Source organism: Dactylosporangium sp. NPDC000521 (assembly GCF_042898305.1).
In the GTDB taxonomy this organism is placed as follows: Bacteria; Actinomycetota; Actinomycetes; order Mycobacteriales; family Micromonosporaceae; genus Dactylosporangium.
In genome coordinates, this window is sequence record NZ_JBIAYW010000019.1 from 156,073 (window position 1) to 176,572 (window position 20,500).

General features: G+C 73.9%; 18 protein-coding genes. 10 read left to right on the plus strand and 8 right to left on the minus strand.

Features of this window, described 5'->3' with window-relative positions; all coding sequences use genetic code 11:
• Positions 1-35: 35 nt before the first annotated feature.
• On the minus strand, positions 36-3,941 hold the full coding sequence (locus ACFY3L_RS42030; RefSeq protein WP_389337987.1) for a BTAD domain-containing putative transcriptional regulator: 3,906 nt from the start codon (positions 3,939-3,941) through the stop codon (positions 36-38).
• 145 nt (positions 3,942-4,086) lie between these two features.
• On the opposite strand from ACFY3L_RS42030, the gene ACFY3L_RS42035 reads away from it, so the two are divergent.
• Together ACFY3L_RS42035 and ACFY3L_RS42040 are read left to right on the plus strand one after the other, a co-directional pair.
• On the plus strand, positions 4,087-4,455 hold the full coding sequence (locus ACFY3L_RS42035; protein ID WP_389337990.1) for an Mth938-like domain-containing protein: 369 nt from the start codon (positions 4,087-4,089) through the stop codon (positions 4,453-4,455).
• Between the two features lie 34 nt (positions 4,456-4,489).
• Positions 4,490-4,996, plus strand: coding sequence for a shikimate kinase (locus tag ACFY3L_RS42040; protein ID WP_389337993.1), 507 nt, complete (start codon positions 4,490-4,492; stop codon positions 4,994-4,996).
• A 231-nt stretch (positions 4,997-5,227) separates the two neighbouring features.
• Here the strand turns inward: ACFY3L_RS42040 and ACFY3L_RS42045 are convergent, their stop codons facing one another.
• A complete protein-coding gene (locus ACFY3L_RS42045; protein WP_389337996.1) occupies positions 5,228-6,619 on the minus strand; it encodes a PLP-dependent aminotransferase family protein in 1,392 nt (463 codons plus the stop codon).
• Between the two features lie 46 nt (positions 6,620-6,665).
• On the opposite strand from ACFY3L_RS42045, the gene ACFY3L_RS42050 reads away from it, so the two are divergent.
• The 4 genes from ACFY3L_RS42050 to ACFY3L_RS42065 all read left to right on the plus strand — a co-directional run bounded on the left by ACFY3L_RS42050 (position 6,666) and on the right by ACFY3L_RS42065 (position 10,670).
• On the plus strand, positions 6,666-7,952 hold the full coding sequence (locus tag ACFY3L_RS42050; RefSeq protein WP_389337999.1) for an FAD-binding oxidoreductase: 1,287 nt from the start codon (positions 6,666-6,668) through the stop codon (positions 7,950-7,952).
• 144 nt (positions 7,953-8,096) lie between these two features.
• The gene (locus tag ACFY3L_RS42055) at positions 8,097-9,101 is read left to right on the plus strand and encodes an ATP-binding cassette domain-containing protein (RefSeq protein ID WP_389338002.1); all 1,005 of its coding nucleotides are present in this window, start codon (positions 8,097-8,099) and stop codon (positions 9,099-9,101) included.
• On the plus strand, positions 9,098-9,883 hold the full coding sequence (locus ACFY3L_RS42060) for an ABC transporter permease (RefSeq protein ID WP_389338005.1): 786 nt from the start codon (positions 9,098-9,100) through the stop codon (positions 9,881-9,883). The genes ACFY3L_RS42055 and ACFY3L_RS42060 overlap by 4 nt, the downstream gene beginning before the upstream one ends.
• A 1-nt stretch (position 9,884) precedes the next feature.
• Positions 9,885-10,670 carry an ABC transporter permease gene (locus tag ACFY3L_RS42065; RefSeq protein WP_389338008.1) on the plus strand — a complete coding sequence of 262 codons (786 nt, stop codon included), beginning with the start codon at positions 9,885-9,887 and terminating at the stop codon, positions 10,668-10,670.
• Here ACFY3L_RS42065 and ACFY3L_RS42070 read toward each other — a convergent pair.
• Positions 10,649-11,329 (minus strand): NUDIX domain-containing protein, encoded by a 681-nt coding sequence (locus ACFY3L_RS42070; RefSeq protein ID WP_389338010.1) that lies wholly within the window; start codon positions 11,327-11,329, stop codon positions 10,649-10,651. The two genes, ACFY3L_RS42065 and ACFY3L_RS42070, sit on opposite strands and share 22 nt — an antisense overlap.
• Before the next feature lie 79 nt (positions 11,330-11,408).
• Here ACFY3L_RS42070 and ACFY3L_RS42075 point away from each other — a divergent pair, with 79 nt between their 5' ends.
• From ACFY3L_RS42075 to ACFY3L_RS42085, 3 genes are all read left to right on the plus strand, one after another.
• Positions 11,409-12,524, plus strand: coding sequence for an SPFH domain-containing protein (locus ACFY3L_RS42075; RefSeq protein ID WP_389338013.1), 1,116 nt, complete (start codon positions 11,409-11,411; stop codon positions 12,522-12,524).
• 132 nt (positions 12,525-12,656) lie between these two features.
• Positions 12,657-13,547 carry a hypothetical protein gene (locus ACFY3L_RS42080; RefSeq protein WP_389338016.1) on the plus strand — a complete coding sequence of 297 codons (891 nt, stop codon included), beginning with the start codon at positions 12,657-12,659 and terminating at the stop codon, positions 13,545-13,547.
• A gap of 26 nt (positions 13,548-13,573) precedes the next feature.
• Entirely contained in the window at positions 13,574-14,623 is a 1,050-nt protein-coding gene (locus tag ACFY3L_RS42085) for a hypothetical protein (protein ID WP_389338019.1), read from the plus strand.
• A gap of 89 nt (positions 14,624-14,712) precedes the next feature.
• On the opposite strand, the gene ACFY3L_RS42090 is transcribed toward ACFY3L_RS42085, so the two are convergent.
• From ACFY3L_RS42090 to ACFY3L_RS42105, 4 genes are all read right to left on the minus strand, one after another.
• Positions 14,713-15,339, minus strand: a complete 627-nt coding sequence (locus ACFY3L_RS42090; protein ID WP_389338022.1) for an FMN reductase — start codon at positions 15,337-15,339, stop codon at positions 14,713-14,715.
• Positions 15,336-16,424 carry an LLM class flavin-dependent oxidoreductase gene (locus ACFY3L_RS42095; RefSeq protein ID WP_389338025.1) on the minus strand — a complete coding sequence of 363 codons (1,089 nt, stop codon included), beginning with the start codon at positions 16,422-16,424 and terminating at the stop codon, positions 15,336-15,338. The genes ACFY3L_RS42090 and ACFY3L_RS42095 overlap by 4 nt, the downstream gene beginning before the upstream one ends.
• A 112-nt stretch (positions 16,425-16,536) precedes the next feature.
• Positions 16,537-17,841, minus strand: a complete 1,305-nt coding sequence (locus ACFY3L_RS42100) for a hypothetical protein (RefSeq protein WP_389338028.1) — start codon at positions 17,839-17,841, stop codon at positions 16,537-16,539.
• Positions 17,842-18,033: 192 nt separating this feature from the next.
• Positions 18,034-18,621 (minus strand): NADPH-dependent F420 reductase, encoded by a 588-nt coding sequence (locus ACFY3L_RS42105; protein WP_389338031.1) that lies wholly within the window; start codon positions 18,619-18,621, stop codon positions 18,034-18,036.
• Between the two features lie 65 nt (positions 18,622-18,686).
• Here ACFY3L_RS42105 and ACFY3L_RS42110 point away from each other — a divergent pair, with 65 nt between their 5' ends.
• Entirely contained in the window at positions 18,687-19,091 is a 405-nt protein-coding gene (locus ACFY3L_RS42110) for a winged helix-turn-helix transcriptional regulator (protein WP_389338034.1), read from the plus strand.
• Positions 19,092-19,279: 188 nt separating this feature from the next.
• On the opposite strand, the gene ACFY3L_RS42115 is transcribed toward ACFY3L_RS42110, so the two are convergent.
• Positions 19,280-20,320 carry a LacI family DNA-binding transcriptional regulator gene (locus tag ACFY3L_RS42115; RefSeq protein WP_389338037.1) on the minus strand — a complete coding sequence of 347 codons (1,041 nt, stop codon included), beginning with the start codon at positions 20,318-20,320 and terminating at the stop codon, positions 19,280-19,282.
• Positions 20,321-20,500: the final 180 nt, after the last annotated feature.

The following is a 20,500-nucleotide window of genomic DNA, read 5'->3' on the forward strand; positions in this document are numbered from 1 at the left end:
CCGGCCCCTTGGGACGAACTTGCGGAAGACCTGAGTCAGACGTGCGCGCGCAACTCCGCGAGGGTCGTGACACCCAGCTTGCGGCGGATCGCGGCGAGCGTGTCGCTGACGGTGTGCGGGGTGAGGAACAGCGCCTGCGCGATGTCGCGGTCGTCGGCGCCGCCGACGGCGAGGGACGCGATGCGCCGCTCGCCGGTGGTCAGCGTCACGGACGGCTCCGCGGGGACGGTCTCGCCGAGGCCGGTGAGCGCGGCGGCGACGGCGGCGCGCAGCGGGCCGGCGCCGCACTCCTCGGCGAGGCCGAGCGCCGCGCGCAGCGTCGCCGGGTCGCGGTCGAGCTCGCCGAGCGCGAACAGCGCCCGCGCGTGCTCGAGGCGCGCGTGCGTGCCGGCGAGCAGTTCGACGGCGGCCACGAGGTCCGCCCGGTCGCCCCGCAGGGCGCCGACGACCCGCAGCGCCCGCCCGACGCCCTGCGGCGCCCCCCACCGCCGCATCTCCGACAGATCCGACAGCGCCAGGGAAAGCGCCTCGGACGTGCGCCCGAGCGCGGCCAGCGCGGCGGCCCGCAGCGACCGCTCCTCGTACCAGAGCGGATTGCCGACCGCGTGGGTGTCCAGCAGCCCGAGTGCCGCGTCGAACCGGCCCTCGGCGGTCAGCAGCGCCGCCTCCGCCTGCCGGAACAGCCGGATGCCGTCGCCGACCCGCGGCCGGTCGCGGTGCTCGTCGACGAACGCCCGCGCCTCCGCCAGCTCGCCCCGGTCGACGAGGGCCCGGACCAGGCACGCCTCGCCGTAGGAGATGCCGATCGCGGGCGCGCCGCCCCAGCGCAGGCTCTGCTCGTTGGCCGCGATCAGCGACGTGCAGGCCTCGGGCAGGTCGCCGCGCTGCCACTCCCGCCACCCGCGCCACAGGTGCGCGGCGAGCACGGTGAACAGCGACCCGCGGGTGTGCCCGAGCGTCAGCGCGTCGTCCCAGAGGGTGCCGGGATCCTGGTCGGCGCCTTCCAGTACGACACCCGCGATGACCCAGAAGAGCCCTGGATCGCCGCGCATGAGGATGTTGTCGACGAGCGCGAACCGGGCCAGCCGGACTGCCTCGTCCAGGTCCGTGCCGCGGGCGAGCAGCTCCCAGGCGCGGCACGCGGCGAGCATCCGCGCCCCGAGCCCGTCGCCGGAGATCACCGGCACCTCGGCCGGGAACGACTCCGGGTCGCCGCTGTACATGTATCCGGCGATGCGCTCCAGGGCCTGCATCCCCTGCCGCTCGTCGACGAACCCGGCCGCGAGGCGCGCCGACGCCCGCCGCGCGAACTCCGGCGCGTTCCCCTCGGGCCCGGCGAAGATCAGCGTGTGGATGAGCATCCGTGCCACCGCGGCGAACGTGACCGGGTCGGTGATCGGGTCGTCGTACGCGGCCCGCAGGTGCGCGATCGCCGCCGGCCCGTCGTTGAGGGTCTCCACCTGCCCGAGCGCGAGCAGCACCGCCGGCCGCTGCGGCGGCACGGGCGGCTCGGCCAGGGCCCGCCTCAGGTAGGTCGCGGCCCCCTCGGGCGCGCCGCGGTGCAGCGCCGTGTCGGCCGCGGCCCGCAGCACGTCGACGACCCACTGGTCGGCGCGCTCCGGGATCTGCAGCAGGTGCGCGGCGACCTGCTCCGGCGCCGCGGACAGCCCGCTGAGCACGCGGGCGGCCCGCTCGTGGTGCAGCTGCCGCTCGCCGGGCGGCAGGTCCTGGTAGACGGCGTCGCGGACGAGCGGGTGCACGAACCCGACCGGGTACTCGTGCCGCACCACCTCGGCCCGCGCGAGCGCCGCGACGGCGGCCGCGGCGGTGGGCTCGTCGACGCCGGCGAGCGCGGCGATCGTGGGCAGGCCCGCCCCGTCGCCGAGGACCGCGATGGCCCGCGCGACGGCGGTGCTCGCCGCCGGCATCCGCCGCAGCCGGATGAGCACCATGCTGGACACGGCCCGCGAGCCGATGGCCGTCACCGTGCCGGCGTGGGCGTCGGTGGGCCGCACGCCGTTGGCCTCCAGGGCGCGCAGCAGCTGCCGCACCAGCAGCGGGTTGCCGGACGTGGTGCGGTGGCACGCGTCGACGAACCGCGGCTCGGCGCCGTCGCCCAGCCGCTGCCGCACGAGGTCCGCGACGCCGGCGGCGCTCAGCGGGCCGGGGCGCACCGGCGCGGCCGCCGGGTCCAGCTGCAGCTCGGCGAGCAGCGCCTCGTCGTCGTACTGCTCCCCCGTCCGCAGCGTCGCGACGAGCAGCACCGGCAGCCCGTCGAGGCGGCGCACCAGGTACGCGAGGAACCGCAGCGAACCGGTGTCGCACCACTGCAGGTCGTCGACGACGATGGCGACCGGCCGGTTCGCGGCGACGTTCGCGGTCAGCCAGTAGAGCCCGTGCAGCGCCGCGAACGTGTGGTCGCCGCGCTCGCTGTGCACCGCGAGGTCGAACACCGACGCGGCGCTCGCGGCGGCGCCCGCCAGCAGCCGCTCCCGCTCGGCCGGGTCGGTGAGCAGCGCCTCGAACAGCTGCCGCACGACCCCGAAGCCGAACTCCTTCTCCAGCTGGCTGCCGCGCGCCGTCAGCGTGAGCGCCCCGTGCCCGTCGGCGATCCTGCGCGCCTCCGTGAGCAGCCGGCTCTTGCCGATCCCGGCCGGACCCTCGATCATCGCCAGCCGCGGCACCCCACCGAACGCGTCGGCCGCCGCCATCCGCAGCTCGGCGACCTCACCATCCCTGTCGACAAGGTGCTCGTCCGGCGTTTTCCGCGTCTGTACCGTCTGCGGGTCGACCGGCGCCTGCGGCGCTCCGCGGGCCGGACCGGTTGCTGCCACAGGCGAGCCGTGCCCATCGGGCTGATGGGCCGGTGCTGCTGGCCCGCCGGCCGGTCGCCCCGCCGCCGCGCCGGCACCGCCCGCCGCGCCCTCCCCTGCCGGCTCGCCCTCTCCGCCCGGCACACGCGATCCTGCCGGCGCGCCCGCCGCCGGCGCGTCCGTAGCGCCCACTCCTGCCGCCGTGCCCGCTCCTGCCTGCGTGCCCGCTCCTGCCTGCGTGCCCGCTCCTGCCGCCGTGCCCACTCCTGCCGCCGTGCCCGCTCCAGCCGCCGGGCCCGCTCCAGCCGCCGGGCCCGCTTTCGCCGGCGTGGTCAGCGCGGTCGGTACATCGAGCGACGCCGACTGGGCGAGCACCTCGGCCTCCAGCGCGCGCAGCGCCGGTCCGGGGTCGACGCCGAGCTGCTCCGACAGCGTGTGCCTGGCCCTGCGGAGCGCGGCGAGCGCATCGCCCTGCCGGTGCGCGCGGTACAGCGCGAGGACCAGCAACCGCCAGCGCTGCTCCCGCAGCGGCTCCTCCGCGACGAGCGTCTCCAGCTCGGGCACCAGCAGCGCACTGTCACCCAGCGCCAGCCGCGCCGCGAGCAGCTGCTCCCGAGCCACCTCGCGCAGCTCCCCGAGCCGCGCCGCCTCCGCCTGCGCCCAGGACTCGTCCGCGTACTCCGCGTAGGCAGGGCCGTGCCAGAGCCGCAGCGCCGCCTCGAGCAGGTCCCGCTGCGCGGCCGGGTCCGCGGTGCCGAGCGCCCCGGTGATGCCCCGGTCGAAGCGCCACGCGTCGACCGCCCCGGCGTCCAGGTTCAGCGCGTAGCCGGGCGGGCGCGACACGATGACGTTCCCGCGCGCCCGGGCCGTCGCACCGGGCTCGAGCCGCCGACGCAGGTGCGACACGTACGCCTGCAGCGCCCCCGCCGCGTTCGCCGGCGGCTGCCCGCCCCAGACGCAGTCGATGAGCCGGTCGGTGGGCACGATGTCCCCCCGGTTGATCACCAGCACCGCGAGCACCGCCCGCTGCCGCCGCCCACCGAGGTCCACCATCTCCCCGTCGACCGTCGCGGTCATGTCTCCGAGCACACCGACCCACAGCCTGCCGGACAGCGGCGTGACCTCCACCGACCCTCCCCTGCCCGCACCCGTGCCGAGCGATCAAGGTACCGCGCTTCGACCGGACACATCCTCAGCCGTTCACCCAGATCGTCCACCGTCCGGCGTACTTTCGAGGCTGGTCGTTTCGGCACCGGATCGGGAGGTTTCCGCCATGCAGGCACGTTCGCCGCGGATCGTGGATGTCAGCTGGGGCCGGATCGAGGTCGAGGGGGTCGGCGTGGTGAAGGACCTGAAGGCCTGGCCGGGCGGTGGCCGGGCCTGGGACTGGGACGAGACGGGCACCCGGCACTCCCCCGGCGTCCAGGTCGCCGACGTCGAGGAGCTCCTGGAGCGCGGCGCGACGGTGGTCGTGCTGTCGCTCGGCATGGACGAGCAGCTCGGCGTCCCCGACGCGACGGTCGACGCCCTGGAGGCGCGCGGCGTCGAGGTACACGTGGCCGAGACCCGCGAGGCCATCGACGTGTATAACAGTCTGGTGGGGTCGGCGGCGGTCGGCGGGCTGTTCCACAGCACGTGTTGAGCCGGGAGCGAATCGGGGGCAGCGGGTGCGGCGGGTGTCGGTGGTGGGCAACTCCGGGTCGGGCAAGTCGACCCTCGGCAAGGCGCTCGCGGCGCGCCTCGGCGTGCCGTTCGTCGAGCTCGACGCGATCCACCACCTCGCCGGCTGGCAGCCGATCGCCGTCCCCGAGTTCCGCAGGAAGGTCGGCGAGCTCGCCGCCGGCGACGGCTGGGTCATCGACGGCAACTACAGCGCCGTCCGCGACCTCGTCTGGGCCCGCGCCGACACCGTCATCTGGTTCGACCTGCCCCGCCGCACCGTGATCCGCCAGGTCCTGTGGCGCACCATCCGCCGCGGCGTCACCCGCCAGGAGCTGTGGAACGGCAACCGCGAGCACCTCGGCAACCTCTTCCGCCTCGACCCCCAGAAGTCACTCCTGCGCTGGTGCTGGACCCGCCACCACGTCTACCGCGACCGCTACCTCCGAGCCGCCGCCGAACGCAAGGACCTGGTCTTCATCCGCATCGCCGCCCACAAGGACGCCGCCCACCTCCTCTGCTGAACGCCCCACTGCAGTCGAGAGCCGGTGAGCGACCATTGGCGCAGGGCTCGAAGTTGTTCGAGGCCGGCGGCGCTCAACGCCAGAGGTCGAACCGATCCGGACTTCCTTCAGAATCAGGCTCATGCGCGCCCTCCGCCGCTCGCCAGCGCGCGGAGGCCGGCCATCCGTTCTCGGTGCCGAACGCATGCCTGGGCCAGCCTTTGTCGGCACGAGCGTGGCAGTTTCGAGCCGTCAGGGCAGGTCGGACAGGGCGGCGGCGAGGAGGGTGATGCCTTCTTCGATGGCGCGGTCGGTGAGGTGGGCGTAGCCGAACAGGAGGCCGGGCGGGCCGGGGGTCAGGCGGTACCGGCCGACGCCGAACACGGCGAGTCCGCGAGCGCGCGCGGCGGCCTCCACGGCGGGCTCGGACAGGTGGGGCGGGAGCCAGGCGAGCAGGTGCTGGCCGGCCGCGACGCCGACCGGTCGCAGCTGCGGCAGGTGCCTGGCGAGGGCCGCCAGGAGGGTGTCGCGGCGGCGGCGGTACAGGGGGCGCATCCGGCCGAGGTGGCGGTCGAACTCGCCGCACGTGAGGAAGTCGGCGAAGGTCAGTTGGTCGATCGTCGGGGAGCCGCGGTCGGCGAGGATCTTCGCCTCGACCACCGGGCCGACGAGGCGCTGCGGCAGGATCATCCAGCCGAGCCGCAGGCCCGGCGCGAGGGTCTTGCTGGCGGAGCCGACGTACGCGACCCGGTCCGGGGCGAGGCCCTGCAGCGCGCCGACGGCCGCGCGGTCGTAGCGGTACTCGGCGTCGTAGTCGTCCTCGATGACGAGAGCGTCCCGGGACGAGGCCCAGCGGACCACGGCGGTGCGGGCGGCGGCGGGCAGGACGCCGCCGGTCGGCCACTGGTGCGACGGGGTCAGGATCAGCGCGTCGGCGTGCACGCCCGCGAGCGCCGCGACGTCGACGCCGTCGGGGCCGACGGGGACGCCGGTGACGGTCATGTCACGGGCGAGGGCCAGGGCGCGGGCGTCGTCCTCCGAGGACGGGTCCTCCACCGCCAGGCGGGTGGCGCCGGCCGCGCGCAGGACCTGGATCAGCAGGTTGGCGGCCTGGGCGTAGCCGGCGCAGATCACCACCGTGTCGGGGCGGGCGTCGGTGCCGCGGACCCGGTTCAGGTACTCGGCGAGGGCGGCCCGCAGCTCGGGGGTGCCCTGCCCGCTGGTGTAGCCGAACCGGTCCGTGGGCGCCGTCGTCAGCACCTTCCGCACGGAGCGCAGCCACGCGGCGCGGGGGAACTGCGACACGTCGGTGCGGCCGTAGCCGAAGCTGATCCGGGCCGGCTCCGCGACCGGTGACGGCGGCTCCCAGCGCGCCACGGGCCCGGTGGCGATCGTGGTGTACCCGCCGGAGCGGCTGGTCAGGTAGCCCTCGGCGGTCAGCTGCTCGTACGCCGTGACGACGACGCCACGGGAGACGCCGAGCGACGCGGCCAGGGCCCGGCTCGGCGGCAGCGCGCTGCCCACGGCGAGCCGGCCGGTGCGGATGCCGGTGCGGATCGCCGCCTCCAGCTGCCGGTGCAGCGGCCCGGCGGCGCGGTCGAGGTCGACGAGCAGCTCGGCGGAATTGGTCTCCTCGGCCGCCATAAGATCGGACCTTACCGCAGGGTCCAATCGGCGTGAAGCTGTGTGTATGACGACGACAGGGACAGCAGCGGTGCTCCGGCCCGGCGACCGTGGTTACGACGACGCCCGGCAGGTGTGGAACGCGATGTTCGACCGCCGGCCGGCGATGATCGTGCGGTGCCGGACGGCCCAGGACGTGGCGGGCGCGGTCCGGACCGCCCGTGAGCGGGGGCTGGAGATCTCGGTGCGGTGCGGCGGGCACAGCGCGGCCGGGTTCGGGGTCACCAACGGCGGCTTGATGATCGACCTGACGCCGATGGGGCGGGCGAGCGTCGACCCGGCCCGGCGCCGCGCGTACGTGCAGGGCGGCGCGCTGCTGGGCGCCCTCGACGCGGCGGCGCAGCGGCACGGCCTGGCGACCACGGCGGGCAACGTGTCGCACACCGGCGTCGGCGGCCTCACCCTCGGCGGCGGCATGGGGTGGCTCGCCCGGCAGTACGGGCTCGCCTGCGACAACGTCGTCTCCTACGAGCTCGTCATGGCGGACGGATCCGTCGAACGGGTCACCGGCGGGGAGCTCTTCTGGGGGCTGCGCGGTGGCGGCGGCAACTTCGGGATCGTCACCGGGTTCGAGTTCGCGCTGCACGACACGGGCACGGAGGCGCTCGTCGTCGAGGCCACGTTCACCGGCCGCGCCCGGCACGCCGCGATGCGCCGCTGGCGCGACGAGCACCTCACCGCGCCGCGGCGGGCGACCTTCACCGCTTCGACCGGCCCCGGCACCCTCACCCTCGGCTACGTCTGGACCGGGCCCGACCTGGGCTACCGGCCCACGTTCACCGAGGGCGGGACCGTTTCGCGGCAGCCCATGTCGTACCTGCGGCTGCAGCGCCGCGAGGACGCCACGGGCCGGCACGCGCTGCGCCGGTACGGGCGCTCCCACTACCTCAAGTCGATGCCCGACGCGGCGGTCGACGCCTTCATCGCCGCGGGCGAGCACTGCGGTGCCGGCCTGCAGGGCTACGGCGGTGCCATCGCCGACGTCCCCGAGGACGCCACCGCGTTCGGCCATCGGGACACGATGTTCGAGTTCGGCGCCGGCACGTCCTGGACCGACCCGGCCGAGGACGACGCCCGCCGGGCGGCGGCCCGTTCGGCGGCCGCCCTGCTGGAGCCCTTCGCCGCCGGCGTCTACGTCAACTCCCTCGGCGACGAGGGCGGTGCGGGGGTCCGCCGCGCGTACCCGCCCGCGAAGCTCGCCCGGCTGACCGCGCTGAAGGACCGCTACGATCCGCACAACGTCTTCCACCTCAACCAGAACATCCCGCCGTCGGCAGCCCGGACCGCCACGTGACAAGAGCCCGGACCGCCACGTGACGAGAGCCCGCACCGCCACGTGACGAGAGCCCGGACCGCCTCGTGAAGAGCGACGGGCACCACAGTCCGCCGGCGGAAAACGGGTTAATACGGATCGCGAAGAAATATTAGGCTCGCGGCGATGGCACTTGTGGAGGCACGAGAACTGACCAAGGTCTTCCGCAGGCCGGACAAGGATCCGGGGATGCGGGGGGCCGTCAAACATCTCTTCGTGCGGCGGTTCGTGGACAAGACCGCCGTCGACCACGTCGACCTGACGATCGAGGCGGGCGAGGCCGTCGCGTACGTGGGGCCCAACGGCGCGGGGAAGTCGACGACCGTGAAGCTGCTCAGCGGGATCCTGATGCCGACCTCGGGTGAGGTCCGCATCGACGGGTTGTCGCCGCAGAAGGACCGGATCGCGATGTCACACCGGATCGGGGTGCTGTTCGGGCAGCGGACACAGCTCTGGTGGGACCTGCCGGTGTCGGAGTCCCTCGCCGTGCTGCGCGACGTGTACGGCATCGACCACGGCACGTACCGCAAGCGCATGGCCAGGTTCGAGGACGTCCTGGAGCTCGGTGAGGTGCTGCCGGTCCTCGGCCGGAAACTGTCGCTCGGGCAGCGGATGCGGGCCGACCTCGCCGCGGCGCTGCTGCACGCCCCGCCGGTCGTGTACCTGGACGAGCCGACGATCGGGCTGGACCTCGCCGTGAAGGACCGGGTCCGGGAGTTCTTCCGGACGGTCCGCGACGAGGGCACCACGGTCATGCTGACCAGCCACGACCTCGGCGACATCGAGGGGTTCTGCCGGCGGCTCGTCATCATCGACGAGGGCCGGATCATCTTCGACGGGGACCTGGAGGCGGTGAAGGACGCGTTCGCCCGCGAGCGGATCCTCAACGTGCAGACGGAGACGGCCGTGCCGCTGGACGACGTCCGCACCGCGCTGCCGGGCGCGACGATCGAGCAGGGCGAGACGCCGCTGCAGTTCGCGGTGCGGTTCGACCGGTTCGCGATGACCGCGGGACAGGTCGTCACGGCGATCGCGCCGCTGGCGAACCTCGTCGACTTCGGTGTCGACGAGCCGTCCATCGAGGACGTGATCCGGCGGGTGTACAGCGGGGAGCTGGTGCTCCAGCCATGAAGCCCTATCTCGCCCACGCCCGGGCGGCGGCGTTGAGCGCGCTGGCGTACCGCGCCAACTTCCTGCTGTCGCTCGGCGGCGTCGCGTTCCAGCTCATCGCGCTGCTCGCCGTCTGGCGGGTGCTGCTCGCCGACGGCCCGGTCGGTGGGTTCGCGTGGCCGCAGATGCGCGCGTACCTGGTGGTCGCGTTCGCCTCCGGCACCCTCGTCGGCACGTTCGTCGACTTCCGCATGTCGCACCGGATCCGGTCCGGGCTCGTCGCGCTGGACCTGGTGAAGCCGGTGGACTACCAGCGGGCCAGGTTCGCCGAGACGGCCGGCGGCGTGTGGATCGAGGCCGTGGCGGTGGTGGCCGTCGTCGCGGTGACCGTCGCGATCGGCGGGGCGCTCGACACGCCGCCGGGGCCGATGCTGGCGCTGTTCGCCGCCAGCATGGTCCTGATCGTGCCGCTGAAGTTCGCCGTGTCCTACCTGAGCACGCTCGCCTGCTTCTGGACGGAGAACTTCGTCGGCGTGCTGTGGGCCAGGCAGGCGCTGACGGGGCTGCTGTCCGGTGCGCTGGTGCCGCTGGTGTACTTCCCGGGCTGGCTGGCCACCGCGGCGCAGTGGTCGCCCTTCGCCGGGCTCACCTCCACGCCGGCGCTGATCTTCATCGGGCGGGCGTCGGGGACGCACGCGGTCCTGCTCGTCGCCACCCAGCTCGGCTGGGTCCTCGCGATGTGGTTCGGCGCCCGGCTGCTGTTCCGGCGGGGGCTGCGCCGGCTGACCGTGAACGGGGGTTGAGATGCGCACGGTCCGGCTCTACGTGCGGCTGCTCGGCGCGCACCTGCGCTCGCTGCTGGAGTACGAGAGCGACTTCTGGATCATGATGGCCGGCACGGTCGTCATGCAGGTCGTCAACGTCACGTTCCTGGCGGCGATCTTCGCGAAGGTGCCGCACATCAACGGCTGGTCGTTCTGGGCGGTCGTGGCGATGTTCGCGATGGTGGCGATCGCCGAGGGCGTCGGCTCGCTGTTCTTCGAGGGCATGTGGAACCTCGCCTGGCAGATCAACCAGGGCGACCTCGACTACATGATGGTCCGCCCGTACCCGATCGTCCTGCAGGTCAGCAGCATGCAGATCGGCGTCAACGGGCTGTCCAACATCGTCACCGGCGGGCTGATGCTCGGCGGGGCCCTGACCCACCTGGACATCGGCTGGACCGCCGGCCGGGTCGCGGTCGCCGTCGTGGTGCTGGTGTCCGCCATCGCCATCAAGGTCGCCATCAACCTGGCGACCAACGCGGTGTCGTTCTGGATGCAGAGCCCCAGCCCGCTGTTCGCGTTCGCCGTGCACCAGGTCGGCGACCTCGCCCGCTTCCCGCTGTCCATCTATCCGCTCGCACTGAAGGCGGCGCTCGGCTTCGCCCTGCCGTTCGCGTTCGTCAGCTTCTTCCCGGTCAGCTTCCTGCTCGGCGGCAGCTCCGCGTGGGTGGGCCTGCTGACCCCGCTCGTCGCCGCCTACTGCCTGGCGGTGGCGTGGTTCGTCTTCTCGCGCGGCCTGCGCCGCTACGAGAGCGCCGGCAACTGAGCCTTCCGCAGCAGCGGCGGGTGGAGCACCGGGGCCGTCCCGCGCGTGAACAGCTGCGCGGGGCGCCCTCGCTCGCCGGCCGTGCTGCGGCCCGTCGCCTCGACGAACCCCTCGGTCGACGTGACCTTGCGGTGGAAGTTGCGCGGATCCAGTCTGGTGGCCCACACCGCTTCGTACACCTGCCGCAGCTCGGCGATCGTGAACTCGGGCGGGCAGAAGGCGGCCGCGAGGGGCGTGTACTCGAGCTTGGCCCTGGCCCGCTCGACCCCGTCGGCGAGGATGCGGTCGTGGTCGAAGGCCAGCGCCGGCAGCCCTTCGAGGGGCACCCAGTCCGCGGCGGCGGCGTCGCTGCCGGCCCGTGGTGACGGCGCGTCAGGCACCAGCGCGAGGTACGCGACGGTGACGACCCGCCCGCGCGGGTCCCGGTCCGGCGCGCCGTAGCTGCCGAGCTGCTCCAGATGCCCGGCGCCGTGCAGCCCGGTCTCCTCCACCAGCTCCCGCTCGGCGGCCTCGTCGAGGTCCTCGTCCGGCAGCACGAAGCCGCCCGGCAGCGCATGGCCGCCCTGGAACGGCGGGATCGCCCGGCGGATGAGCAGCGCGCTGAGCGCGCCGTCGCGGATCGTCAGCATCACCAGGTCGACGGTCACGGCGAACGTCATGTATTAATCACCACATTGACGAGAAAGGGCGACGACGGTTATCGTCAAGACGACGATAACTCATCCCGGGAGTGCCGACATGGCCGACGTGACCACCCGCTTCTTTCTGCGCCACCTGCGCGGCGCGCCGACCTCGTGGGTCCGCCACCACGTCAAGGGCAAGGTGCGGCACGAGGGCATCGGCCAGTCGTTCTACTACCGGCCGCTGACCGCCGTGCTGTCCGAGGTGCCGGTCGACGACCGCGAGCTGCCGCTGCTGTTCCACGCCCGCACCGCCGACTTCGCCGACGTCACGGTGCAGGCGACGGTCACGTACCGGATCAGCGCCCCCGACGTCGCCGCCGCCCGCCTCGACTTCTCCGTCGACCCGCGGTCCGGCGCGTGGCGCGGGCAGCCGCTCGACCAGGTGGCCACCCTGCTGGCCGAGCTCGCCCAGCAGCCCGCCCTGGACCTGCTGGCCCGGCTGCCGCTCACCGACGCCCTGACCGCCGGGATCGCTCCCGTGCGCGAGGCCGTCAGCGAGGCCCTCGGCGGCGACCCCCGCCTCACCGACACCGGCGTCAGCGTCGTCAGCGCCCGCGTCGTCGCGATCCGCCCCGAGCCCGACCTGGAGCGGGCCCTGCAGACGCCGACCCGCGAGGCCGTGCAGCAGGAGGCGGACCGCGCGACGTACGCCCGCCGCGCCCGCGCCGTCGAGCAGGAGCGCGCGATCGCCGAGAACGAGCTGCAGAACAAGATCGAGCTGGCCCGCCGCGAGCAGGCGCTCGTCGAGCAGCACGGCGCCAACGCCCGCCGCAAGGCCGAGGTCGACGCCGCCGCGGCGCTCGTCGCGGCCCAGGCCGTCGCCGAGCGCGAACAGGTCGCGGCCACCGCGGCCGCCGAGCGCTCGAAGATCACGGCGCTCGCCGACGCCGACCGCTTGAAAGTCACGGCAGCCGCGGACGCGGACGCCGACCGGGCCCGCACCGAGGCACGGGCCGCCGGTGTCCGCGCCGTCGGGCTCACCGAGGCCGAGGCGGAGACCGCGCGCCTGGCCGCCTACCGGGACCTCGCACCCGGCGTCCTGCAGGCCCTGGCGCTGCGCGAGCTCGCCGGCAACCTGCCCGAGATCGGCCAGCTCACCGTCACCCCCGACGTGCTGACCGGCCTCGTCGACCGCCTCGGCGGCGGCCGCTCCCTCGGCGGCCCGGCGTGACCGCCGTGTCGAGCCGGACGGTGATGGCCCGCCGCTGGTCCGCGCTCCGCCGGGTGGCCCGTCACTACCGCGCCCGCCGGGTCCATCGCCGCCCGCCGGAGGTCGCACCGTGAAGCGCTGGGCGGGGCCGTCGTGAGCACGCTGGCGCCACGGGTGGTGGTCGTCTCGCGGCGGAGCGAGCTCGACGAGCTGCTGGCGCGGCACGGGACCCGGGCCGCGGCCGCGTACTTCCTGCGGCAGCGGGGCAGGGACCTCGACGAGGTCGCCGGGCGGCATGCGGCGCAGCAGGCGGCGCTCACCGCCGTGGGGGCGGCCGTCCCGGCCGACTGGCGGCGGGGACACCTCGACCGCGGCGACCTGTCGCGGTTCCTGTTCGCGCCCGAGGACGTCGTCGTCGCCGTCGGGCAGGACGGGCTCGTCGCCAACGTCGCCAAGTACTTGGACGGGCAGCCCGTCATCGGGGTCGACCCGGCGCCGGACAGGAACCCGGGCGTGCTCGTGCGGCACCCGCCGCAGGCGCTGCGGAAGCTCCTGCGCGACCTGCCCGGCCTGCCGACGCAGGAGCGCACGATGGTGTCCGCGTCGCTCGACGACGGCCAGGAGCTCCTCGGCCTCAACGAGGTCTACTTCGGGCACGTCACCCACCAGTCGGCGCGCTACACACTGTCCACATCGGACGGATCGCGGGAGCGGCACTCGTCGTCGGGGGTCGTCGTGGGCACGGGTACCGGCGCCACCGGCTGGTGCTCCTCGATCGCCCGGCAGCGGGCGGACGCGCCGGCGAGCCCGGCCCCCGGCGAGCCCGCCCTGACCTGGTTCGTGCGCGAGGCGTGGCCGTCGCCGGCGACCGGTGTCACATTGACCAGTGGCCGGCTCGGCGGCGCCGAGACCCTGGAGCTGGCGAGCGAGGGCGAGGGCCTCGTCGTGTTCGCCGACGGCCTGGAGGCCGACCGGCTGGAGCTGTCGTGGGGGCAGCGGGTCACGATCGGCGTCGCCGCCAGAAAACTGCGTCTCGTCATGTGACCTGTGGTGTGACACCATCTGCGGGCATGATCCGTGAACGGCTCCACGACCACGCGGTCCTGCTGCACCGCCAGGGCAAGGACGACCCGCTGCCCGCAGGAGGCGAGCCGTTCCCCGACGACCAGCGTCCCCGCACCGGCATCGGCCGGGACGCGCGGCGGGTCGGTGCCGACGTCGCCGCGATCCTCGACGCGCACTTCGCCTCGCCGAACGCGGCGCCCAGGGCCCTCGTCGGGGCGTTCGACAAGGTCTACGTGCCGACCACCGACAACGAGCACGTCGCCGCGGCGGCGCTGCGGGCCGGGCGCAAGCGCGTCCGCCGGACCGGGCGGTGGCTGGTGCGCTTCGGCGTCGACCGGCGCGAGGTGGCCGTCGGCCTGGCGCTGCTCGGCACCGAGGCGACCACCTCGGACAAGGACATCGAGCTGATCCGCACGATCGGGCTGCTGTCCGCGGAGTTCGGCGAGCTCGCCGCCGAGTCGCTGCGCCACCGCGGCCCGGCCGGCATCGAGGCGCTGCTGTGGCTGGCCGCCCGGACCTCGGGCTGGGGCCGGGTCCACGCCGTCGAGGCCCTGTGCACCGTCGCCGTCCTGCCCGAGGTGCGCGACTGGCTGCTGCGCAACGCGTGCGCCGGCGACGACCTCGACGCGGTGACCGCCGGCGCCGTCGCGACCGCTGCGCACCTGCACGCCGCGATCATCGCCGACGAGGTGGACGACGCCCTGCTCGACCACACCGGCGCGCTGCTGCGGGCGATGGCCGACGGGTCCGGCCAGGGCACGACGCTGGCCGACTACCCGCCGGCGCGGTTCGTCCTGGCCGCGTACGCCCGCCACCTCGCCCGGCGCAAGCCCACCTGGGCCCGCTATGCCACCGCCGCCGTCATCGCCGACCGGATCGCGCACCTCGAACCCGAGGACCTCGGCTGCACGAAGAAGGAGCGCGAGCGGCTCGTCGAGCGCTTCGAGAAGATCCTCCGCCAGCGCCGCTGGCAGGCCACCGTCCCGCGGCGCAAGACGAAGAAGGCCAAGCCCGCCGCCCGGCGCCGGACCGCCCGGCGCCGGGGCAAGGGCTAGCGCCGCCCGCCGCCCGGCGCCCGGACCGCCCGGCGCGGGGGCAAGGGCTGGCGCCCACCGCCGCCCGGCGCCGGGGCAGGGGCCGGCGCCTAGCGCCGCAGGTCGTCGGTGACCGCGCGGCCCTGGCCCGACAGCAGCGCGTCGAACGTGGTGGTCAGGGCGAACGGGTCCGCGACCACCGGCGACTCGCGCCGGCCGGCGAGGTCGGCCAGCTCGCGGCCGGCCCGGTCGATGCGCCGGTGCAGCGTCGCGTCGCCGCCGCCGGCCCAGTCCTCGGTCGCGGCGAAGACCGAGGTCGGCGCCACGACCGCGTGCAGGTAGGTGAACATGGGGCGCAGCGCGTGCTCCAGGGCGAGGGAGTGCCGCGCGGTGCCGCCGGTCGCGCCGAGCAGGACCGGCTTGTCGGCGAGCACGTCGTCGCCGAGGACGTCGAAGAACGACTTGAACAGGCCGCTGTACGAGGCGTTGAAGATCGGCGACACGGCGATCACGCCGTCGGCCGCGGCGACCGCGTCGAGGACCTCCTTGAGCGCGGGCGCCGGGAAGCCGGTCAGCAGGTGGTCGGTGATCGCGTGCGCGTGGTCGCGCAGCTCCACCACCCGCACGTCGGTGTCCACCCCCAGCTCGCGGACGGTCGCGGCGGCGAGCCGGTCCGCGAGCAGGCGGGTCGACGACGGCTGGCTCAGCCCGGCGGCGATCACCACGAGGCGCTTCATGCGTCCACCTTCTCGGACTGCCGCGCCTTCAGGGAGGCGTGGGTCGGGGCGTCCGGCACGTGGGCGGGCCGGCCGACCGCGAACTCCTTGCGCAGCACCGGCACGACCTCCTCGCCGAGGATGTCGAGCTGCTCCAGGACGGTCTTCAGCGGCAGGCCCGCGTGGTCCAGGAGGAACAGCTGGCGCTGGTAGTCGCCGACGTACTCGCGGAACGTCAGCGTCCGGTCGATGACCTCCTGCGGGCTGCCCACGGTCAGCGGGGTCTGCGCGGTGAAGTCCTCCATCGACGGCCCGTGCCCGTAGACGGGGGCGTTGTCGAAGTACGGCCGGAACTCCCGCTTGGCGTCCTGGGAGTTCTTCCGCATGAACACCTGCCCGCCGAGCCCGACGATGGCCTGGTCGGCGGAGCCGTGCCCGTAGTGCTCGAAGCGCTGCCGGTACAACCCGACCATGCGCTGGGTGTGCTCCTTGGGCCAGAAGATGTGGTTGGCGAAGAAGCCGTCGCCGTAGTAGGCGGCCTGCTCGGCGATCTCGGGACTGCGGATCGACCCGTGCCACACGAAGGGCGGCACGCCGTCGAGCGGGCGCGGGGTCGCCGTGAAGCCCTGCAGCGGGGTGCGGAAGTTGCCCTCCCAGTCCACCACGTCCTCGCGCCACAGCCGGCGCAGCAGCGCGTAGTTCTCCACCGCGAGGGCGATACCGTTGCGGATGTCCTGGCCGAACCACGGGTACACCGGCCCGGTGTTGCCGCGCCCCATCATGAGGTCCACCCGGCCGTCCGCCAGGTGCTGCAGCATCGCGTAGTCCTCGGCGATCTTGACCGGGTCGTTGGTCGTGATCAGCGTGGTCGCGGTCGACAGCTGCAGCGTGCTGGTCTTCGCCGCGATCCACCCCAGCATCGTGGTCGGCGACGACGGCACGAACGGCGGGTTGTGGTGCTCGCCGAGCGCGAACACGTCCAGCCCGACCTCCTCCGCCTTGAGCGCGATCGTCACCATCGCCTTGACCCGCTCCGCGTCCGTCGGCACCCGGCCGGTCGTCGGGTCCTGGGTGACGTCACCGACGGTGAACACTCCGAACTGCATCTCGCACGCTCCAAGCTCCTGGGTCTGACGCGCAGTAGAACATAGCTGCCGAGTCAAACATTCCGCCGGTGAACTATCGCACGCCCCGCCGCCCCGCGATGTAACGCAGGCCTCACCGGCCCGTGCGCCACCGCAGCAGGTCGCCCTCGGCGATCCCGGCCAGCTCCCCGGCGCCCCGGTGCAGGCAGGTCGGCGCGAAGCCGGCGATCGTGGCGGTGCGGTGGCCGGTCACCGGGTCCCACACGTGCGTCGCACCGTCCCGCACCGAGTACAGCCGCAGCCCGTCGGACAGCAGCGTCCCGGCCGGCCCGGCGAACGCCGTCAGCTGCACCCCGGACGCGACGCTGAAGATCCGCACGCCGGCCAGCATGGCCAGGTCGTCGCCCCCGATCCCGCTGACCGCCACCGTGGTGTCGCCGACGAAGCACATCCCGGTGTCCCAGTGGTACCAGCGCTGGCACAGCCGATGCTTCGACGGGCCGTCCTCGGACTCCCAGACGTTGCCGTCCAGCCACGCCCGCAGGCTCCACGCCGTGGGTATCCCGGCCGGTCCCCAGACCCAGCCGTCGTCGGCGATCGCCCCGCCGCCGGGCGAGACGTGCAGCCGGCCGTGGAAGTAGTCCAGGTGGTGCGGTGGCCGGACGCCAGGGCCTGACGTCGGCTCGAACTCGCGACCGGTCAGCAGCTCCCCGGTCCGTGGGTCGCTCACGTCCAGCCGGTTCCACGCGGTGCGGTGCACCAGGACGGTGCGGCCGGCCACCACCGCGAACGCCGCCGAGAACGGCACGGTGTCCGGCCGGTACCGCCCACCGTCCAGCGTCATCGTCGGGGCGCCGCGGGCGAGGTCCACGACCTGGCCGTGCCGGCCGTAGTCGTGGACGACGGCCGCGAAGCCTCCGCAGGCGGAGACGTGCAACCGGGGGCGCAGCTCGTGGCCCATCCAGGGGACGCGGTCCGGCTCGGGCGTGACCTCGACGGCGGCCCGCACCGTGGCCCGGCCGGCGTCGGGCTCCAGCTCGACGATCCGGCCGCCGGCGGTCAGCGCCAGCCACGTGGAGGTGCCCGCGTCGTGCACCGGCGCCAGGTCGACCACCTCGCCCAGCCACGCGGGCACCGGCCACCGCAGCACGGTCGGGTCCACCGCCTCCGGCCGCTCCAGGATGCCGGGCACACCACGCCACGCGGTGATGTCGTTCTCCTCCAGCAGCCGGTCGGCGCAGCCCTCGCACACCTCGGCCAGCGACACCGGCTCATCGGCGCCGCCGCAGACCGCGCAGGCCAGGTCGTGCGCCAGCGCCTCGCCGGTCAGCAGCCCGACCATGTCCACCAGGTCACCGTTCTGCGCCGCCGGCACCAGATGCGGGCACACGCGCACCGGCGAAGCACCCGCGACATGACCACACGCCCGTGTCAGCACGCCAGCACCGTACCGGCGACCACGCGGATCTCGCCGCCCCCTGCCCGACCTGCCGGACCCGACCGCGACAGCGATTCGCTGATGACGGCGGCACCCGAAACAGGATCCGCGCTCGTCCTGCCGCACCACGAACACGATCGGACCACATGACCGGCCTACCGGAAACCACCAATCCCCTTCCTGCTGAACAACTCACCGGGCGATTGCCAGCGCGAACGGAATCGGCCCCAGGGCGGTGATCAGTGGACGGACCATGAGCACAAATGACTCCGGCCACCAGGCAGTTTCGACACCGCCGAGATCGATCACTCGCTGCGGCGACCAGCCAAGGTCGGCCAGCAGGCCCGCCACCGCCTTCTTGGCATCCGCATCGTCACCACACAGGAAGGTCGACGGCGGCACGGCCAAGCTGACGGGGTCAGCCATCAACGCCGCAGGTCCCACCGTGTTCAGCGCCTTGACCACGCGAGTATCGGGAAGGATGCGTTGAAGCTCCGCGGCGAGGTTCTGGTAGAGCAGGCGGGATGCGAAGCCGTCCGGCCCTAGCTCCACCGCGTTGGCGACGTCAACGAGCACCTTGCCGGCCAGGTGTTGGCGCAACCCCCCGAGTACCCCGACGGACACCGCGCCGGGCAGCGCGTTGACGACAATCTCCGCCCGGGCCGCCGCAGACTCCACCCGGTCGCGCGCACCGACGATGACGTCGTGTCCGGCAGCAGACAGCGCCGGAGCCAGCGCCCGAGCCACATTGCCGGCGCCGAGGATTCCAACCACACTCATGCGCCGACGGTAGGCTCGATGATGTCTCAACGGCAGTAGGCACTTCAAAGTGCCGGGAGGATCAGATGGTCACCAGCAGCGCACACGAACGCCGGGCCGGTGCGCGCTCGACGTTCCTGATGTCGATGGCCGCATGCCCGACACACCGCGTTCTGGATCGGCTGGGTGACCGCTGGGTCAGCTTGATCCTCAAAGAACTCGCGGACGGGCCACGCCGGCACGGCGAGCTGGCCCGCGCCGTCGCCGGCGCCACCCAGAAGATGCTCACCCAGACCCTGCGGACTCTGCAACGCGACGGCCTGGTAGCACGATCCGTGACCGACTCAACGCCGGCACGCGTGGAGTACCGGCTCACGCCGCTCGGCGAGAGCCTCCTTCCAGTGATGGCCCTGGTGACCCAGTGGGCCGAGCGACACATCCACGACATCGACACCGCACGCGCGACATACGATGCAGTCACGTCAAGCTGATCACGCCGACACCCCACGAAGAGCCTCACGGCACCGGATCGAGGCTCGCACCACAGCACAGACAGCAGCCGTGTCCATACCCGGCAGTCACACGAAATGACCGGCCGTTACCGGGAATGGCTCACTGTCAGAGCACACCGCAGAGCAGTTGACCGGCACGCCGGTCGGCGGGGTCGAGCGGCGGCCGGTCAGGCGGAGGCGCGGAGGATCAGCTCCGGGTTGAAGATGACCGAGCGCGGGGAGCGGCCGGGTTCGCGGATCCGGGTCAGCAGCAGCTGGGCCATCTCGCCGGCCATCTCCTCGACGGGCTGGCGGACGGTGCTCAGCTGCGGGTGGCATTCGAGGGCGGCGGTGCTGTCGTCGAAGCCGATGACCGCCACGTCGCCCGGGACGGTGCGGCCGGACTCCTGGATGACGCGGAGGGCACCGTCGGCCATGAGGTCGTTGGCGACGAAGATGCCGTCGACGTCGGGGTGGGAGGTCAGCAGCGCGCGGGCGGCGCGTTCGCCGCCGCCGCGGGTGAAGTCGCCCTCGACGTGGGGGGCCTCGGTCTGGCCGTGGGCGGCGACGGCGGCGTGGAAGCCGGCGAGGCGGTCCTGGGCGGCGGGCATGTCGAGGGGGCCGGTGATGGTGGCGATGCAGCGGCGGCCCAGCGAGGCCAGGCGATCCACGGCCAGGCGGACGCCGGCGCGCTGATCGACGTCGACGAAGCTGGTGTGGACGGGCCGGCCGGGGCGGCAGGACAGGACGCAGGGCACGCCGAGGTCCACGAGCTGGCTCGGGAGGGGGTCGTCGACGTGGCTGGAGATGAGCAGGGCGCCGTCGACGTGGCCCTGGCGCAGGTACCGCATGACGTGCTCGCGGGCGGGCGGGTCGGCGAGGAAGATGACCAGGTGGATGCCGAGCGGGCGGAGCACCTCCTGCGCGCCGGCGGTGACCCGGCCCAGGTAGGGGTCGGTGAAGGTGCGGGTGAGGAACGGCGTCTCGTAGCCGCGGTTCTCCGGCTCCGACACCACGAGGGCGATCGAGTCGGTGCGGCGCGTGACGAGCGAGCGGGCGGCGAGGTTGGGCACGTAGCCCGTCGCGGCGATCGCCCGCTCGACGGTGCGCCGCAGTTCGGGATCGACGGTCTGCACCCCGTTGATCACCCGGGAGACCGTGGCGCGGGAGACCCCGGCGTAGTTGGCGACCTGTTCGAGGGTCGGTGGTCGCGTCTCGCTGCCCGTCATGGTTCTCACGGTAGATCGTGCCCCCGCGTGGTGAGAAAAGGGAGCCGTGGGTGGGGGGGGGGGGCCCCCCCCACCCCCCCCCCGGGCCCGGGGCGGGGGGGGGCCCCCGACGCGGGGGGGCCGCCCCTGACGTTAATGGGGGTGGAGTAAGCCGACCCCCGCGCCCACGAGGCCGGCGGC

Bases quoted from the DNA above. Each gene is read 5' to 3' on its own strand.
- ACFY3L_RS42105 (WP_389338031.1), bottom strand. From the start codon at position 18,621: ATGAGTGTGGTTGGAATCCTCGGCGCCGGCAATGTGGCTCGGGCGCTG.
- ACFY3L_RS42090 (WP_389338022.1), bottom strand. From the start codon at position 15,339: ATGAAGCGCCTCGTGGTGATCGCCGCCGGGCTGAGCCAGCCGTCGTCG.
- ACFY3L_RS42115 (WP_389338037.1), bottom strand. From the start codon at position 20,320: ATGACGGGCAGCGAGACGCGACCACCGACCCTCGAACAGGTCGCCAAC.
- ACFY3L_RS42035 (WP_389337990.1), top strand. From the start codon at position 4,087: ATGCAGGCACGTTCGCCGCGGATCGTGGATGTCAGCTGGGGCCGGATC.
- ACFY3L_RS42070 (WP_389338010.1), bottom strand. From the start codon at position 11,329: ATGACGTTCGCCGTGACCGTCGACCTGGTGATGCTGACGATCCGCGAC.
- ACFY3L_RS42050 (WP_389337999.1), top strand. From the start codon at position 6,666: ATGACGACGACAGGGACAGCAGCGGTGCTCCGGCCCGGCGACCGTGGT.
- ACFY3L_RS42060 (WP_389338005.1), top strand. From the start codon at position 9,098: ATGAAGCCCTATCTCGCCCACGCCCGGGCGGCGGCGTTGAGCGCGCTG.
- ACFY3L_RS42045 (WP_389337996.1), bottom strand. From the start codon at position 6,619: ATGGCGGCCGAGGAGACCAATTCCGCCGAGCTGCTCGTCGACCTCGAC.
- ACFY3L_RS42065 (WP_389338008.1), top strand. From the start codon at position 9,885: ATGCGCACGGTCCGGCTCTACGTGCGGCTGCTCGGCGCGCACCTGCGC.
- ACFY3L_RS42110 (WP_389338034.1), top strand. From the start codon at position 18,687: ATGGTCACCAGCAGCGCACACGAACGCCGGGCCGGTGCGCGCTCGACG.
- ACFY3L_RS42085 (WP_389338019.1), top strand. From the start codon at position 13,574: ATGATCCGTGAACGGCTCCACGACCACGCGGTCCTGCTGCACCGCCAG.
- ACFY3L_RS42055 (WP_389338002.1), top strand. From the start codon at position 8,097: ATGGCACTTGTGGAGGCACGAGAACTGACCAAGGTCTTCCGCAGGCCG.
- ACFY3L_RS42095 (WP_389338025.1), bottom strand. From the start codon at position 16,424: ATGCAGTTCGGAGTGTTCACCGTCGGTGACGTCACCCAGGACCCGACG.
- ACFY3L_RS42075 (WP_389338013.1), top strand. From the start codon at position 11,409: ATGGCCGACGTGACCACCCGCTTCTTTCTGCGCCACCTGCGCGGCGCG.